The following is a 15107-nucleotide window of genomic DNA, read 5'->3' as shown; positions in this document are numbered from 1 at the left end:
CGTCGTATACCCAAAAGGCGATATACTAGATGTTTAGACGGCGGTTAATTATGATGAAAAGGCTATGGATTTATTTGAAACAAATTGGTATTTACGTACGTATACATAGGTAATGAAAAGAGGAGGAACAATTTTGAGAGCAGAACCAATTCATCGAATTTCCCGAAAAGGGTTAACAGTATGGCGATTATATGGTGTGTTACAAACATTGCTGTTGTTAGTCGTTGCAGCATTGGTTTGTTACGGCACTTATTATTATGAATGGCCTTCATTTATTTATTTTATCGCTATTGCTGTTGTTCTATTAAGTGCATTTTTATCTGCGTATTTATTCCCGAAAATTCGTTGGGAACGCTGGAGATATGAAGTGCGTGAACATGAAATTGAAGTTCAACATGGCTTGTTTGTTGTCAAACGCACATTAATACCAATGGTACGTGTGCAACATGTTGACACGACACAAGGCCCCATTTTAAAAAGATACAGCCTAGGTAATATTTCAATTTCTACAGCCGCTACGGTACATACAATTCCTGCACTGGTCATGGATGAAGCAGATGGACTTCGTGCGCGTATTTCGGAATTAGCAAGGGTGGCGGAAGATGATGTCTAACGAAGTGTATCGTTTACACCCTGTATCGGCGATTATCTCTAGTGTTAAAGCACTAAAGAGTATGATTTTACCTGTAGCCATTATCATTATTAGTAATGGCTTTAACTTTTCTTTGAACTTCCGAAGTGAACATTTTTTTGAAACCGTATTACTGTTTGGTGTATGGGGGGTAGGGGCAATACTAGCGCTTATCGGTGGTATTGTAAAGTGGCGTACCTTTGTTTACTGGTTTGAGGATGGCGAACTTAGAGTGAAGTACGGGTTATTCGTCAAAAAGAAGCGTTATATTCCATTTGAGCGTATTCAAAGTTTAAATTACCATGAAGGTATTTTTCATCGCATATTTGGCTTAGTCAAGGTGCAAGTTGAAACAGCAGGCAATAAAGGTGGCAAGCCAGAGGTAGAGTTAACAGCTATTCAAAAAATAGCAGCTGACGTTATTGAAGAAGAAATGCGCCGAGCAAAAACACAAATCGCCCAATCCTTTGACGTGGAACCATCACATGCGCAAATAGACGAAGGAATGGTGCCTGTTATTTATCGTATGTCGATGCGGGATTTACTTGTATTAGCAACGACTTCCGGTGGGATAGGCGTAGTCTTATCAGGGGTAGCAGCGGTCATCTCACAGTTTTCGGATATTATCCCGTATGAAGAGGTCTTTCATGAAGTGGCGGATTTTGTGAAGATTGGTGCATTCTTAGTTGCTTTAATGGTCATGTTTGTGCTAATTATTGCGTGGCTACTATCGGTTGTTATAACACTTGTGAATTATTACGATTATACGGTTCGTATTGAAGATGATAAGTTAATGATTACTAAAGGGTTACTGGAGAAGAAAAGAATTACATTACCCTTAAATCGAATACAGGCTATCCGTATTGTTGAAAACCCCTTGAGACAAATATTTGGCTTTGCTACGGTTGTAGTAGAAAGTGCGGGGGGGAATGGTGAAAAGGGTGGAGATAAAAAAATTGCCTTGTTCCCACTGATTAAAAAACAAGATTGTGTACAAACGCTAGAACAACTTTTCCCTGAAATGAATTGGCATCCTGAATTTATAAAGGCTCCGAAACGTGCGCGTCCATTTTTTTATCGCATTGATTTCTTTTGGCTCGTACCAATAATAGGGGCAAGTAGTTATTTCTTATATCCTTACGGGTTATTAGCATTCTTACTAATTCCATTAATCGTATTCCTTGGTATGTGGCAACATAGAACAGCGGGCTACATGATTGACGGAAAGCAATTGACAATGCAATATCGGATTTTTAGTCGCATTACATTGTTTATGGAGAAAAAACGGATACAATCTATGGAAAGTAGTCAAACGTATTTCCAAAAGCGTAAACAAGTGATGTCTTTAAAAGCAACGGTAATGTCAGGAATGACTGGTATGACAGGTAATGTACCTAGCCTAGAACAACAAGATGCTGAAACTATATTAACTTGGTATGAACATTAAATAGAAAATGTTAGGCTAATCTTTGCATAAAAAATGTAAAGATTAGCTTTTTTTATATACAAATCTAGAAAAAATCCGTTTATAATAGAATAAATTGACAAAAAGGGGTGGATTTGATGTTTCGATACAGCATAAATGAGCACACCTATTTAAAAATGTTAGATTTAAATGATGTAGAGGAATTATTTGCGCTAACAGACCGTTCAAGAGAAACTTTACGTGAGTGGTTACCCTTTGTAGATAATGTAAAGACGGTCAAAGATACAGAACAATTTGTTCGCAATGCAATGCAACAATATGCTGATCATAACGGCATACAGGCTGGAATTTATTATGATGGTAAGCTAGCGGGGGTCATTGGCTTTCATCAAGTGAATTGGCAACATAAGTGGACAAGTATTGGTTATTGGTTAGGGAATGATTTTGTCGGTAAGGGGCTTGTGACAAATTCGATGAGGGCATTTATTGATTTTGCTTTCAATTATCTAAAGTTAAATCGCATTGAAGTCCGCGTTGCAGTAGGTAATATACGTAGTCGTACAATTCCTAAAGCGCTAGGCTTCAATGAAGAAGGGCGTTTAAGAGATGCTGAATGGCTATACGATCATTATGTAGATCAGGTTGTTTATGGACTAACCGCAGTAGAATGGAAAAAAATAAAAATGGCAAAAGAGGCTACTGTTGTACTATAATTTCAACGATAGTATGTCAATGACCTTAGGAAAAATGGAATGCTAGGGATGTTAAGCTATAAAAAAGAGGAACAGCCCGCAGTGATTAACAGCTCACTGATGGGGTAGCTCCTCTTTTTACAAGCTATTTTCCTGCCATTCTTTGTTTGCGCCAACTTAGAATTCTTGTAGGATGTAGGTAAATAAGTCCGAGTAGGAATCCAGTCACTAAGCCACCTAAATGGGCATAAACATTTACATTAGACTGTAAGAAAGTCATGATGACACTGATGACGATAATCGGCAAAATAAGCTTACGAAGCATTGGCATCGTACGACGCGTGTAGTAGACAAGTGCACCAAACGCACCGAAAATGCCAAAAATTGCGCCGCTTGCGCCAAGGCTGGCATAGCTACTGTCATTAAGCATAAAGGTTGCCATGTTCCCTACGATACCCGATAATAAATAAATCGTAATGAAACGTGCTTTACCTGCAATTTTCTCAAGTTCTGGCCCAAATAAAAACAGGGAGAACATATTAAAGAGCACATGCATAAAGTTCGCATGTAAGAACATCGCAGAGAAAATACGCCACCATTCACCGCTTTGTATAAGGAAATTGACTTGAATCCCATAGTTCCACAGCAGTTCTCCTATGATTGGAAGAAGTGTTAATACATAAAGAATAAGATTCACTGCTATTAATGTTGAAACAACAGGATAATAACTTGTATATTGCTTAAAATTTTCTGTTCTACTAAACATAGCTCCACCTCAATTTACAATTATTATACATGGCTTTTTGGAAATAAGAAAAGGAGAAGTTCATATGATTAAAGGAATTGGTCTCGATATTGTAGAAACTGAGCGTATTGTGAAAGCAATGACACGCACAGATAAATTTATAGACCGCATTTTATCAGTTAACGAACGTGCACTATTTGCAGCGCATTCTGAATCTCGCAAAATAGAATTTTTAGCAGGGCGATTTGCGGCAAAAGAGGCCTTTTCAAAAGCGCTAGGTACCGGAATAGGGAAAGATTGTGCGCTACAAGATGTTGAAATATTAAGAGGGGAAGCGGGTAACCCTGTTTTATGTTTTAAAGGAGAGCTTGTAAAGGGCTTTGTCAGTATCACACATTCTAAGCAATATGCAGCCGCGCAAGTAATATTACTTATGGAATAAAATATATTGCCTTTTTATCAAATGACATAACTGACAAATATGGTTCATATATTGTCGTAGTGGATTTGAAAGAAGAAAGGGTGAAAGCGTGGGCAACCGTTTAGTTACTTGGCTCGTCTTAATTTGTGCGATATTACTTCTGTCGGCGTGTGGTACAGCCTCACAGGAAAAAGTGTTGAAGAAAGTTAATGGTAAGTGGTCAGAGACGAATGGTTATGAGTTAGACGCTAAGATGGAGATTAAATCAGGTGGAGAACCTAGAACATATGATGTTACTGTGTGGCATACTAAACCTGATTTCTATCGAGTGGAAGTAGTTGAAAGTGGAAAAGATGTTTCGCAAATGATTGTGCGTAATGCAGATGGAGTTTTTGTGGTTACACCAACATTAAACAAAATGTATAAATTCCAAAGTGATTGGCCAAAGAAAAATAGTCAGGCGTATTTAATCGGTGCATTAGCAGAAGATTTAGCAGAAGATAAAAATTTAGTCATGAAAGAAGAGGACAAAGCATATATATTTGAAGCGGCTACTAGAAATAGCTATAAAAATAGTATGCCTCACCAAGTTATTACGGTAGATAAGAAAACGATGCTTCCTACATCTGTAGTAATTATGAATGATGTCAAAGAAGAGCAAATTCGTATTACATTTAATAATATTAAGCTAGGTGTACAACATGCTGCGAAAGAGTATGCTGTTGAACAATTTACGGAAACAGAAGATTCAAAAGGCGAACAAGCTGCACCTGCAAACAAAGATGCAAAAGATGATAAAGATGCTAAAGGTGAAACGGATGCTAAAGGTCAAGCGGATGCAGATGGTGCAAAAGAAGCAGTCGGTGCAGAGGTTGAATATCAAGAATTCCAAACTCATTATCCAGTTGTAAATTTTGAGAACACGAAAATGACAGGTGAAAAAGCCATTAGTGATAGTGGTATGGAACGAGTTATTTTAACGTTTGAAGGTGATAAAGCGTTTACAGTTATGCAACAACCAGTTTTGAAAGAGTCCTCTATGTTACCAGTTACTTCACCAGGTGATCCTGTTGACTTAGGGTTTACAATTGGCGCGATTACAGATACGTCCATTAGCTGGGAAAAAGACGGCGTCGCATTCTTCGTAGCTTCTAGTAAATTAACACGTGAAGAAATGGTGGAAGTTGCGACTTCCATGACGATAAGTAGTATGAAGTAATTTTTCTAGCTACAGCTTTCTGAAAAGAGAGCTGTAGCTTATTAGGCAATAAAAGTAAATTATTTCTAGCAGTTTATGTATAGTAATGTGAAACCGTGGAGATTATTTATAGAAACGTGTTGTATGGTTTGCAAAAGAAAAACTAGTTTTGATAGGAATAAAAAGGGAAAAATTAACATGCTGTCGAATTTATATAATGGTATGTACAAGCAGAACAATGTATTATCCGAATGGCGGGCAAGTAGTAGGCTAGGATTTAATGTTATATGGAGTTTTTTCCTATACATAACGGTTTAATAACTAAAAAAGAGGGTATTCTAATGGAGACACAGCAGCATTTCAGACCAACCAAAGCAATTGTAGATTTACAAGCAATCCAACAAAATATAAAAAATTTAAAAGCTCTACTCCAACCAAGTGTACAAGTTATCGCAGTCGTAAAAGCAAATGCCTATGGACATGGGGATATTGCAGTTGCTAAAGCAGCTTTGGAAGCGGGTGCTACAATGCTTGCAGTGGCTACACCAGATGAAGCATTACATATTCGAGCACATTTCGAAGAACCAGACATACTCATATTAGGAGCCTCGCCAGTATCATTTGCATCCTATGCAGCACAACAACGCATTACGCTTACAGTATTTTCAAGTGATTGGGTACAGCAAGCTGCAACAATGGTAGCAGGGGAAGAAAACCCTTTACAACTACATATTAAGGTAGATAGCGGAATGGGCAGAATTGGTATACGCACCGAAAGCGAATTATTAGAGCTATACCATACCATCCATTCAACAGATAATGTAGAATTGGATGGCATTTTTACTCATTTTGCAACAGCGGATGAGGAAGACACAGCCTATTTCGATAGCCAAGTAGCGTTATTTGAAAAGCTCATTGCTATATTGCCTGACAAACCTAGACTAGTCCATGCATCCAATACAGCAACGGCTTTGGTAAAAGATACTCGTTTACAATATGATGCTGTACGTTATGGTATTTCAATGTATGGTTTAGCACCATCATCTTATGTAGAGGGCATTTTACCATTTCCATTGAAGCCTGCCTTTTCACTTGAAAGTGAGCTTGTCCATGTCAAACAGTTAAAAGCAGGAGATTCAGTAGGTTATGGAGCAACATTCATTGCACAAACAGATATGTGGATTGGAACAATTCCAGTAGGTTATGCAGATGGGGTAATTCGTAAATTAGCAGGACAAGAGGTACTAATAGACGGACAAAGAATGCCTATTGTTGGACGAATTTGCATGGACCAATGTATGGTTGCGCTGCCAAAAGCATATGCTATAGGTAAGGAAGTAACGCTCATTGGTCGTCAAGGGCAAGAAGAGGTTTCAATAGATGAATGGGCAACAAAGCTAGAAACGATTAATTATGAAGTACCATGCATTATTACAGCAAGAGTTCCTCGTATTTACATTTAACTTTGTTTAACCAAGTAGCCCTTCGCTTCATAAAATGAGGGTGAATAGTAATTATTCAATTTTGGTCAAGTTAAATAAGGGGTATGACAAATTTTGGGTGAAACGCGTAAGGGATTTTATTACAAGTAGTTTTTAATGAAAATAATTTTGCAATACATTTAGACAAATCGTGTTAAAGAATATTTGTCGAAATTAATCAGTGAATAGGAAACCCAATTCTGTTCGGATTAGTGGATTATGTATAGTGAAATTAAATAACAGGCACCAAGTCAATATGACGTATGGTACCAGCACATATTTTCGACAACCTACAAAATTTTACAACTTGTCCTTCAAATTGTCAGATATTTTGTCATTTCATGTCTTTTCAACAATATCTTTCAATGGTAGAATGGGTAGTAATGAAAAAGTGTATGGTTCCGTTGGAGGTGCTTGCTGTGTACGAGAAAAAGTTAAGAGAAGCTACAATTGCTATTCAAGATAGACTGATTCTACAAACAAAGGAAGTAATTGAAGGTGAATCTTTTGTGCGTATTTTGTCGCGCAAAAATTTAATGCAGGAGCAACCAAATCAAATACGGGAAGCTATGATGAAAGGATATGTTGAGATGTCTCATATTAATCTGATGATTGCAAGTGAATGCTTGCACGCGGAATATGAAGCACAACATACAGTGGAGCGTCTCGTTAGCGGGGGATGACACTTTGAATGTAAAACGTGGTGACGTTTTTTTTGCAGATTTATCGCCGGTAGTAGGATCCGAACAAGGTGGCACTAGACCGGTATTAATTATTCAAAATGATATTGGAAATCGATTTAGTCCGACTGTCATCATCGCTGCAATTACTGCACAGATTCAAAAAGCAAAATTACCGACACATGTTGAAATAAATGCTGAAAAGTACGGTTTTGAACGTGATTCGGTCATTTTGCTTGAGCAAGTGCGTACAATTGATAAGTCTAGATTGACTGATCGTATTACGCAGCTAGATCATGCAGTAATGGAAAAAGTAGATGGAGCATTGATGATTAGTTTGGGGCTTGTTAAATTTTGATATACATATGTGTATAGAGCATCAGGGATTTTATTATCCTGATGTTTTTTTAATTTTTTACATTAAATCAATTAATAATAGTAGCCGTTGTTTCATAAAAGGATGCAAGCATTATTGAATTTTAAGTTTGTAGAAAAATGTCGTTGTTTTTTGTAACTCAAAAAAATAAAATTTATGCTAAGAAAAAAGTTAATCATGTTTAACATCCGATAGATGCGGGTAAAGAAGAAAAGTCTAATAAATCTGGTGGAGGTGGGCTGTATGGACATGGTAGTGAATTTTAAAAAAGATGGCACAAAATTATATGGTTATGTTGAAGGTGAAATAGATACCTATACGGCTTCTGGTCTGCGTGAGGAACTAGAGGCGGTTAAGATTACAGAAGGTATGGAGATTAAATTAGATTTATCAAAAGTGAATTATATGGATAGTACAGGTCTTGGTATTTTAGTAGCTTTTTATAAAAGAGCTTTACGTGAAGAAGGTAAAGTGAAAATTGTAGGTCTATCTAAACGATTACAAAGATTATTTGAAATTACTGGCTTAAGTGAACTGATGGATATTGAAACTGATAAGAAGGTGGAATTAAGTAATGAAGGAATTTGATTATATTGAAATAAGGGTTCCTGCAAAGCCGCAGTTTGTCAGTGTTATTCGTTTAACGGTTTCTGGATTAGCTAACCGTATAGGATTTAGCTACGATGATATTGAAGATTTGAAAATCGCCGTTAGTGAAGCGGTGACAAATGTTGTGCATCATGCGTATAAAGATGTTGAAGAAGGCGAAATTGTCATAGGTTGCGCCCTCTATGAAAATAAGTTGGAAATGATGATTGCAGACTATGGGAATAGTTTTAACTTTGAGGAGATTAAAACGAAAATTGGGCCTTATCATCCGGGAGACAGTATTGCGGGGCTAAGAGAGGGCGGTTTAGGGCTTTATTTAATGGAAACTTTAATGGATGAGGTGATGATTAATAACGATGGTGGCGTAACTGTCTTCATGACAAAGTACGTCGCTAGGGAGCAGGTGGAAAAAAATGTCGAAAGAATCACTACATAAATCTTCTACTAAGGAAGATGTATTAAAGTGGATAGAATTGTACCAAGCAACAGAAGATGAAGAAGCACAAACCAATTTGGTTATTCATTATCGTAATTTAGTAGAGTCCATTGCAAGGAAATATTCATATGGTAAATCTTATTACGATGATATTGTGCAAGTTGGGATGTTGGGGTTACTAGGTGCAATAAGACGTTTTGATGCTACATTTGGTCGCAGTTTTGAGGCCTTTGCTGTACCTACTATTATTGGGGAGATTAAACGATTCTTACGTGATAAAACGTGGGATGTTCATGTGCCGAGACGAATTAAAGAAATAGGACCACGTATTAAAACGACTGTAGAATCGTTAACGATAGAGTTACAACGTTCACCTTCCATTAAAGAAATTGCCGAGCGTTTAGAGGTACCGGAGGAAGAAGTATTAGAGGCAATGGAGATGAGCCGAAGCTATCAAGCACTGTCAATGGATCATTCAATCGAATCAGATAATGACGGAAGTACTGTCACGTTATCTGATATTATGGGCAAAGAAGATATAGGTTATGAAATGACCAACAGAAGAATGATTGTTGCAGACGCAATGGAAGTTTTGAATGAGCGAGAAAAACAAATTATTCAGCTTACTTATTTAGAGCAACTGAGCCAAAAAGAAGCAGGAGAACTATTAGGTATTTCTCAAATGCATGTATCGAGAATTCAAAGAAAAGCAATTAAGAAATTACAGGAGGTCATTCTTGCAAGTGGAAGTGTGCCACTGTAATACCTATCATTAGGGCGTTTATTACTAGAGGGTTTCATAATCCAATAGCAATAAGCGCCTTTTATTTTTGGCTGTCCTTCTTGGTGGATAGACTATCTTTGGTTTTTTATTGAAGTGTAGTGGTAAAATGAAAAGAAAAAAGGTAGTGATAATGTGGAACAAAAACAAATGTACCAGCTTATTGCAAAGGATGTAGCAATTAAACCAAATCAAGCAGAGGCAGTAATAAAATTACTGGATGAAGGTAACACCGTCCCGTTTATTGCGCGCTATCGAAAAGAAGCTACTGGCTCTTTGGACGAGGTACAAATAAAAGCTGTAGAAGATCGTTATCATTACATACAGCAACTTGAACAACGCAAAGAAGAGGTTCTTCGTTTAATTCAAGAACAAGATAAGCTTACCCCAGAGCTGGAACATGCCATCCAAGTGGCGACGGTATTACAACGTGTTGAAGATTTATATCGCCCATATAAGCAAAAACGACGTACGAAAGCGACAATCGCAAAGGAAAAAGGATTGGAGCCTCTAGCTGATTTACTACTAGAGTATCGTAGTGAAGCGTTAGTCCAATTAGCTCAAGATTTTGTTGATATAGAGAATGTTGCAACAGTGGAAGATGCAATTGCTGGAGCACGTGACATTTTAGCAGAGCGCTTTGCTGATGATGCAAGTATACGGCAGAAAATCCGTACTTTTTCTTGGAAAGAGGGCATACTGACTACCGCTTTAAAAAATGCGGAACTAGATGAAAAAAAGGTTTTTGAAATGTATTACGAATATGAAGAGCCTGTTAACCGCATTGTTCCTCATCGTATTTTAGCTGTAAATCGTGGGGAGAAGGAGGATGTCATAAAGGTTGCTATCCAAGTACCGATAGATCGAGTACTGATGATTATGTGGAAAGAGTGGATACCAGCAACAGGTTTCTCACCTGCCATTGCAGAGGTGAAACTTGCAATAGAGGATTCCTACAAACGATTAATTCAACCATCGATTGAGAGAGAGTTACGTAATGAATTAACGGAAAAAGCAGAGGCGCAAGCGATTCATATTTTCTCGGAAAATCTCCGCAATCTTTTACTACAGCCACCTTTAAAAGGTAAGTATGTACTAGGAGTGGATCCTGCCTATCGTACGGGTTGTAAATTAGCTGTTGTTGATGAGACGGGGAAAATGCTAGAAGTTACGGCGATTTACCCACATCCACCAAAGCCAGATGTAGCAAAATCAAAAGCAGTTGTGAAAGAGATTTTAGCGAAATATCCTATTACAATCATTGCGATTGGTAATGGGACAGCCTCACGCGAAACTGAGCAATTTATTGCCGATGTTTTAAGTGAAGTGAACACAGATGTAGCTTATGTTATTGTCAACGAAGCCGGTGCATCCGTTTATTCGGCGTCGGAGGTTGCGCGTGCTGAGTTTCCTGATTTGCAAGTAGAGCAACGGAGCGCGGTGTCAATTGCACGACGTTTGCAGGACCCATTGTCGGAATTAGTGAAAATTGAGCCAAAGGCAGTAGGTGTTGGACAATATCAGCATGATGTTTCTCAAAAGAAATTATCAGAGTCATTAACATTTATAGTAGAAACAGCGGTCAATCAAGTCGGTGTCGATGTCAATACAGCATCAGCCTCTTTATTGCAATATGTTTCAGGGCTATCGAAAACCGTTGCCGAAAACATTGTAAAAGTACGAGAAGAGAATGGGCAATTCACAACTCGAGCGCAACTGAAGAAAATTCCACGCCTTGGTGCAAAAACGTACGAGCAAGCAATAGGGTTTTTACGTGTACCTGAAGCGAAAAATCCATTTGATGCGACAGGTATTCACCCAGAAAGCTACAATATTGCAGAGCAAATTTTAGAAGCGGCCCACATAAATAAAAAAGAACTAGGAACACAAAAAGCAGAGGAAGCAATTGCAGCTCTTAATGTTCAAGCGTTAAGTGAAAAGCTAGGGATTGGCGTTGTTACTGTTCAGGATATTGTAGATACTTTAATGAAACCAAGTCGTGACCCGCGTGATGCTTTCCCACAACCATTACTTAAAACGGATGTTTTAAAAATGGAAGATTTACAAGTAGGAATGGAATTACAAGGTACTGTACGGAATGTCGTCGATTTTGGTGCATTCGTTGATATTGGTGTAAAACAAGATGGGCTTGTGCATATTTCCAAGTTGCAAAAAAAACGTATTAAGCATCCATTAGAGGTTGTGGCATTAGGTGATATTGTCACAGTATGGGTGGAACAAATAGAAGTAAACAAAGGCCGTATTTCATTAACGATGCTTCCTCCAGAAAAACAAATGGTTGAAGTGTAATAATTTCTTGCCACACTGTCTATACTGCGCAGTGTGGTATTCTTATTGTTAGAGGTGATGAAATTGAACAATGAGGAACTGCAACAGCTTGTAAGTCGAATTTCATTAGAAAGTTTTCATAAACCCTTTATGCATCGTGCATACTTTAATCCAAGGCTGCGTACAACAGGTGGGCGTTATCTTTTGCAATCCCACCATATTGAAATCAATCCAAAGGCGTTTGAAATGTATGGTGTTAGAGAGGTAGAGGGGATCATTCTTCATGAATTATGTCATTACCACTTGCACCTTGAAGGAAAGGGCTATCAACATCGAGATAAAGATTTTCGAGAGTTGTTAAAAAAAGTGAATGCCCCTCGATTTTGTTCAGCGTTGCAAAGACCTAAATCTCATAGCAAAAAACAGCGCCCTCACTATACATATGAATGTATACAATGTCACCAAAGGTATGTTAGAAAAATTAGATTCAATGTGAACAGATACTGTTGTGGCAAGTGTTCAGGGCAATTAATGATAGTTGAGTAAAAAAACTTTTAAAAAAGGGTTGACGTTTATTCAGCTAATCCCTATAATAGTAAAAGTCGACAAGATAAAGCCGACAACACAATATGATTATTCCGAAGTAGCTCAGTTGGTAGTAGCACCTGACTGTTAATCAGGTTGTCGCAGGTTCGAGTCCTGCCTTCGGAGCCATGGCCCCTTGGTCAAGCGGTTAAGACACCGCCCTTTCACGGCGGTAACACGGGTTCGAATCCCGTAGGGGTCATTTTCATAAATAGATAATTGTAACATTGGTCCCGTGGTGTAGCGGTTAACATGCCTGCCTGTCACGCAGGAGATCGCCGGTTCGATCCCGGTCGGGACCGCCACTTATTGGGGTATAGCCAAGCGGTAAGGCAACGGATTTTGATTCCGTCATGCCTAGGTTCGAATCCTAGTACCCCAGCCATTCATTTCTTAATATGAGCCATTAGCTCAGTTGGTAGAGCATCTGACTTTTAATCAGAGGGTCGAAGGTTCGAGTCCTTCATGGCTCATCTTTTTTAAGAAAAAGGTTGAAAATTCGAATTATCATTGTATAATAAGAAGGTTCCTATTTTTTGAATGCGGTCGTGGCGGAACGGCAGACGCGCTAGGTTGAGGGCCTAGTGGGGGCAACCCCGTGGAGGTTCAAGTCCTCTCGGCCGCACCAAGTCAGTTCAGTTATTTAACACATGCGCCCGTAGCTCAATTGGATAGAGCGTCTGACTACGGATCAGAAGGTTGTGGGTTCGACTCCTGCCGGGCGCGCCATAATACATTTTAATAATTGCGGGTGTAGTTTAATGGTAAAACCTCAGCCTTCCAAGCTGATGTCGTGAGTTCGATTCTCATCACCCGCTCCAAAAAAACATTTTAAAAAAGTGTTGACATCATTAATGAAAGATGTTAAGATATAAAAGTTGCTGAAACAAACGGTAACAAAATGAACCTTGAAAACTGAACAAGCAAAACGTAATCAATATAGTTTTTACTAGCTAACTTTGTTAGTGAACGAAACAAAATTTTGGACATCAAAATTGATGCCAGCAAAACAATTTGAGCTAATCAAATTTCTTTTATGGAGAGTTTGATCCTGGCTCAGGACGAACGCTGGCGGCGTGCCTAATACATGCAAGTCGAGCGAACAGAGAAGGAGCTTGCTCCTTTGACGTTAGCGGCGGACGGGTGAGTAACACGTGGGCAACCTACCTTATAGTTTGGGATAACTCCGGGAAACCGGGGCTAATACCGAATAATCTATTGTCCCTCATGGGACAATACTGAAAGACGGTTTCGGCTGTCGCTATAGGATGGGCCCGCGGCGCATTAGCTAGTTGGTGAGGTAACGGCTCACCAAGGCGACGATGCGTAGCCGACCTGAGAGGGTGATCGGCCACACTGGGACTGAGACACGGCCCAGACTCCTACGGGAGGCAGCAGTAGGGAATCTTCCACAATGGGCGAAAGCCTGATGGAGCAACGCCGCGTGAGTGAAGAAGGATTTCGGTTCGTAAAACTCTGTTGTAAGGGAAGAACAAGTACAGTAGTAACTGGCTGTACCTTGACGGTACCTTATTAGAAAGCCACGGCTAACTACGTGCCAGCAGCCGCGGTAATACGTAGGTGGCAAGCGTTGTCCGGAATTATTGGGCGTAAAGCGCGCGCAGGTGGTTTCTTAAGTCTGATGTGAAAGCCCACGGCTCAACCGTGGAGGGTCATTGGAAACTGGGAGACTTGAGTGCAGAAGAGGATAGTGGAATTCCAAGTGTAGCGGTGAAATGCGTAGAGATTTGGAGGAACACCAGTGGCGAAGGCGACTATCTGGTCTGTAACTGACACTGAGGCGCGAAAGCGTGGGGAGCAAACAGGATTAGATACCCTGGTAGTCCACGCCGTAAACGATGAGTGCTAAGTGTTAGGGGGTTTCCGCCCCTTAGTGCTGCAGCTAACGCATTAAGCACTCCGCCTGGGGAGTACGGTCGCAAGACTGAAACTCAAAGGAATTGACGGGGGCCCGCACAAGCGGTGGAGCATGTGGTTTAATTCGAAGCAACGCGAAGAACCTTACCAGGTCTTGACATCCCGTTGACCACTGTAGAGATATGGTTTTCCCTTCGGGGACAACGGTGACAGGTGGTGCATGGTTGTCGTCAGCTCGTGTCGTGAGATGTTGGGTTAAGTCCCGCAACGAGCGCAACCCTTGATCTTAGTTGCCATCATTTAGTTGGGCACTCTAAGGTGACTGCCGGTGACAAACCGGAGGAAGGTGGGGATGACGTCAAATCATCATGCCCCTTATGACCTGGGCTACACACGTGCTACAATGGACGATACAAACGGTTGCCAACTCGCGAGAGGGAGCTAATCCGATAAAGTCGTTCTCAGTTCGGATTGTAGGCTGCAACTCGCCTACATGAAGCCGGAATCGCTAGTAATCGCGGATCAGCATGCCGCGGTGAATACGTTCCCGGGCCTTGTACACACCGCCCGTCACACCACGAGAGTTTGTAACACCCGAAGTCGGTGAGGTAACCTTTTGGAGCCAGCCGCCGAAGGTGGGATAGATGATTGGGGTGAAGTCGTAACAAGGTAGCCGTATCGGAAGGTGCGGCTGGATCACCTCCTTTCTAAGGATATTTTCGGAATACAAACCTTGGGTTTGTAAGATTACGTTTTGCGTTCAGTTTTGAAGGTTCATTCTTCTGAATGACTTCAAAATTTGTTCTTTGAAAACTGGATAAAACGACATTGAAATTGTAACAAACACATTTATTTTTTAAATTAAGTTTTTAGGCTTAA

The 15107-nt window shown here is 39.7% G+C and carries 14 protein-coding genes, 8 tRNA genes and 1 rRNA gene; 22 read left to right on the top strand and 1 reads right to left on the bottom strand.

Annotation, left to right across the window (positions count from 1 at the left end; genetic code table 11):
* Nucleotides 1-133 precede the first annotated feature (133 nt).
* From MHH88_RS20110 to MHH88_RS20100, 3 genes are all read left to right on the top strand, one after another.
* Nucleotides 134-613, top strand: coding sequence for a PH domain-containing protein (locus MHH88_RS20110; RefSeq protein ID WP_339260260.1), 480 nt, complete (start codon nucleotides 134-136; stop codon nucleotides 611-613).
* Complete coding sequence (locus MHH88_RS20105) at nucleotides 606-2078, top strand: PH domain-containing protein (RefSeq protein ID WP_339263138.1); 1473 nt, start codon at nucleotides 606-608, stop codon at nucleotides 2076-2078. The genes MHH88_RS20110 and MHH88_RS20105 overlap by 8 nt, the downstream gene beginning before the upstream one ends.
* Before the next feature lie 116 nt (nucleotides 2079-2194).
* On the top strand, nucleotides 2195-2770 hold the full coding sequence (locus MHH88_RS20100; protein ID WP_339260258.1) for a GNAT family protein: 576 nt from the start codon (nucleotides 2195-2197) through the stop codon (nucleotides 2768-2770).
* A gap of 124 nt (nucleotides 2771-2894) precedes the next feature.
* Here the strand turns inward: MHH88_RS20100 and MHH88_RS20095 are convergent, their stop codons facing one another.
* Entirely contained in the window at nucleotides 2895-3515 is a 621-nt protein-coding gene (locus MHH88_RS20095) for a rhomboid family intramembrane serine protease (RefSeq protein WP_339260256.1), read from the bottom strand.
* A 64-nt stretch (nucleotides 3516-3579) separates the two neighbouring features.
* Between MHH88_RS20095 and acpS the strand changes: the two genes are divergently transcribed.
* The 19 genes from acpS (at nucleotide 3580) to MHH88_RS20000 (ending at nucleotide 14935) form a co-directional block, all read left to right on the top strand.
* Nucleotides 3580-3936 (top strand): holo-ACP synthase, encoded by a 357-nt coding sequence (acpS, locus tag MHH88_RS20090; RefSeq protein WP_339260254.1) that lies wholly within the window; start codon nucleotides 3580-3582, stop codon nucleotides 3934-3936.
* Between the two features lie 88 nt (nucleotides 3937-4024).
* On the top strand, nucleotides 4025-5134 hold the full coding sequence (locus tag MHH88_RS20085) for an outer membrane lipoprotein carrier protein LolA (RefSeq protein ID WP_339260253.1): 1110 nt from the start codon (nucleotides 4025-4027) through the stop codon (nucleotides 5132-5134).
* A 320-nt stretch (nucleotides 5135-5454) separates the two neighbouring features.
* Nucleotides 5455-6576: an alanine racemase gene (gene alr, locus MHH88_RS20080; RefSeq protein ID WP_339260251.1), complete on the top strand. Its 1122-nt coding sequence runs from the start codon at nucleotides 5455-5457 to the stop codon at nucleotides 6574-6576.
* A gap of 437 nt (nucleotides 6577-7013) precedes the next feature.
* Nucleotides 7014-7277 carry a hypothetical protein gene (locus MHH88_RS20075; RefSeq protein WP_080653282.1) on the top strand — a complete coding sequence of 88 codons (264 nt, stop codon included), beginning with the start codon at nucleotides 7014-7016 and terminating at the stop codon, nucleotides 7275-7277.
* Nucleotides 7278-7281: 4 nt separating this feature from the next.
* A complete protein-coding gene (locus MHH88_RS20070) occupies nucleotides 7282-7632 on the top strand; it encodes a type II toxin-antitoxin system PemK/MazF family toxin (protein ID WP_008177055.1) in 351 nt (116 codons plus the stop codon).
* A 261-nt stretch (nucleotides 7633-7893) separates the two neighbouring features.
* Nucleotides 7894-8238, top strand: a complete 345-nt coding sequence (locus MHH88_RS20065) for an STAS domain-containing protein (protein ID WP_103977864.1) — start codon at nucleotides 7894-7896, stop codon at nucleotides 8236-8238.
* Nucleotides 8225-8695, top strand: a complete 471-nt coding sequence (gene rsbW, locus MHH88_RS20060; protein ID WP_024361306.1) for an anti-sigma B factor RsbW — start codon at nucleotides 8225-8227, stop codon at nucleotides 8693-8695. Before MHH88_RS20065 ends, rsbW begins: the two co-directional genes overlap by 14 nt.
* Nucleotides 8673-9458 (top strand): RNA polymerase sigma factor SigB, encoded by a 786-nt coding sequence (gene sigB, locus MHH88_RS20055; protein WP_339260242.1) that lies wholly within the window; start codon nucleotides 8673-8675, stop codon nucleotides 9456-9458. Before rsbW ends, sigB begins: the two co-directional genes overlap by 23 nt.
* A gap of 153 nt (nucleotides 9459-9611) precedes the next feature.
* Nucleotides 9612-11786, top strand: coding sequence for a Tex family protein (locus MHH88_RS20050; RefSeq protein WP_069509001.1), 2175 nt, complete (start codon nucleotides 9612-9614; stop codon nucleotides 11784-11786).
* A 63-nt stretch (nucleotides 11787-11849) separates the two neighbouring features.
* Nucleotides 11850-12311: a SprT family protein gene (locus MHH88_RS20045; protein ID WP_339263136.1), complete on the top strand. Its 462-nt coding sequence runs from the start codon at nucleotides 11850-11852 to the stop codon at nucleotides 12309-12311.
* A gap of 91 nt (nucleotides 12312-12402) precedes the next feature.
* A tRNA-Asn gene (locus MHH88_RS20040) sits at nucleotides 12403-12479 on the top strand.
* Between the two features lies 1 nt (nucleotide 12480).
* Nucleotides 12481-12552: transfer RNA gene (locus tag MHH88_RS20035), tRNA-Glu, on the top strand.
* A 27-nt stretch (nucleotides 12553-12579) separates the two neighbouring features.
* A tRNA-Asp gene (locus MHH88_RS20030) sits at nucleotides 12580-12655 on the top strand.
* A gap of 5 nt (nucleotides 12656-12660) precedes the next feature.
* Nucleotides 12661-12735: transfer RNA gene (locus tag MHH88_RS20025), tRNA-Gln, on the top strand.
* 15 nt (nucleotides 12736-12750) lie between these two features.
* Nucleotides 12751-12823 (top strand) — tRNA-Lys (locus MHH88_RS20020).
* 69 nt (nucleotides 12824-12892) lie between these two features.
* Nucleotides 12893-12978: transfer RNA gene (locus MHH88_RS20015), tRNA-Leu, on the top strand.
* A gap of 24 nt (nucleotides 12979-13002) precedes the next feature.
* Nucleotides 13003-13079, top strand: a tRNA-Arg gene (locus tag MHH88_RS20010).
* Between the two features lie 18 nt (nucleotides 13080-13097).
* Nucleotides 13098-13171: transfer RNA gene (locus tag MHH88_RS20005), tRNA-Gly, on the top strand.
* Between the two features lie 212 nt (nucleotides 13172-13383).
* Nucleotides 13384-14935: ribosomal RNA gene (locus MHH88_RS20000) — 16S ribosomal RNA — on the top strand.
* Nucleotides 14936-15107: the final 172 nt, after the last annotated feature.

Source organism: Lysinibacillus sp. FSL K6-3209 (assembly GCF_037976175.1).
GTDB lineage: Bacteria > Bacillota > Bacilli > Bacillales_A > Planococcaceae > Lysinibacillus > Lysinibacillus sphaericus_D.
The sequence above is the reverse complement of the archived record's forward strand: the minus strand, read 5'-3'. Positions and strand labels throughout refer to the sequence as shown.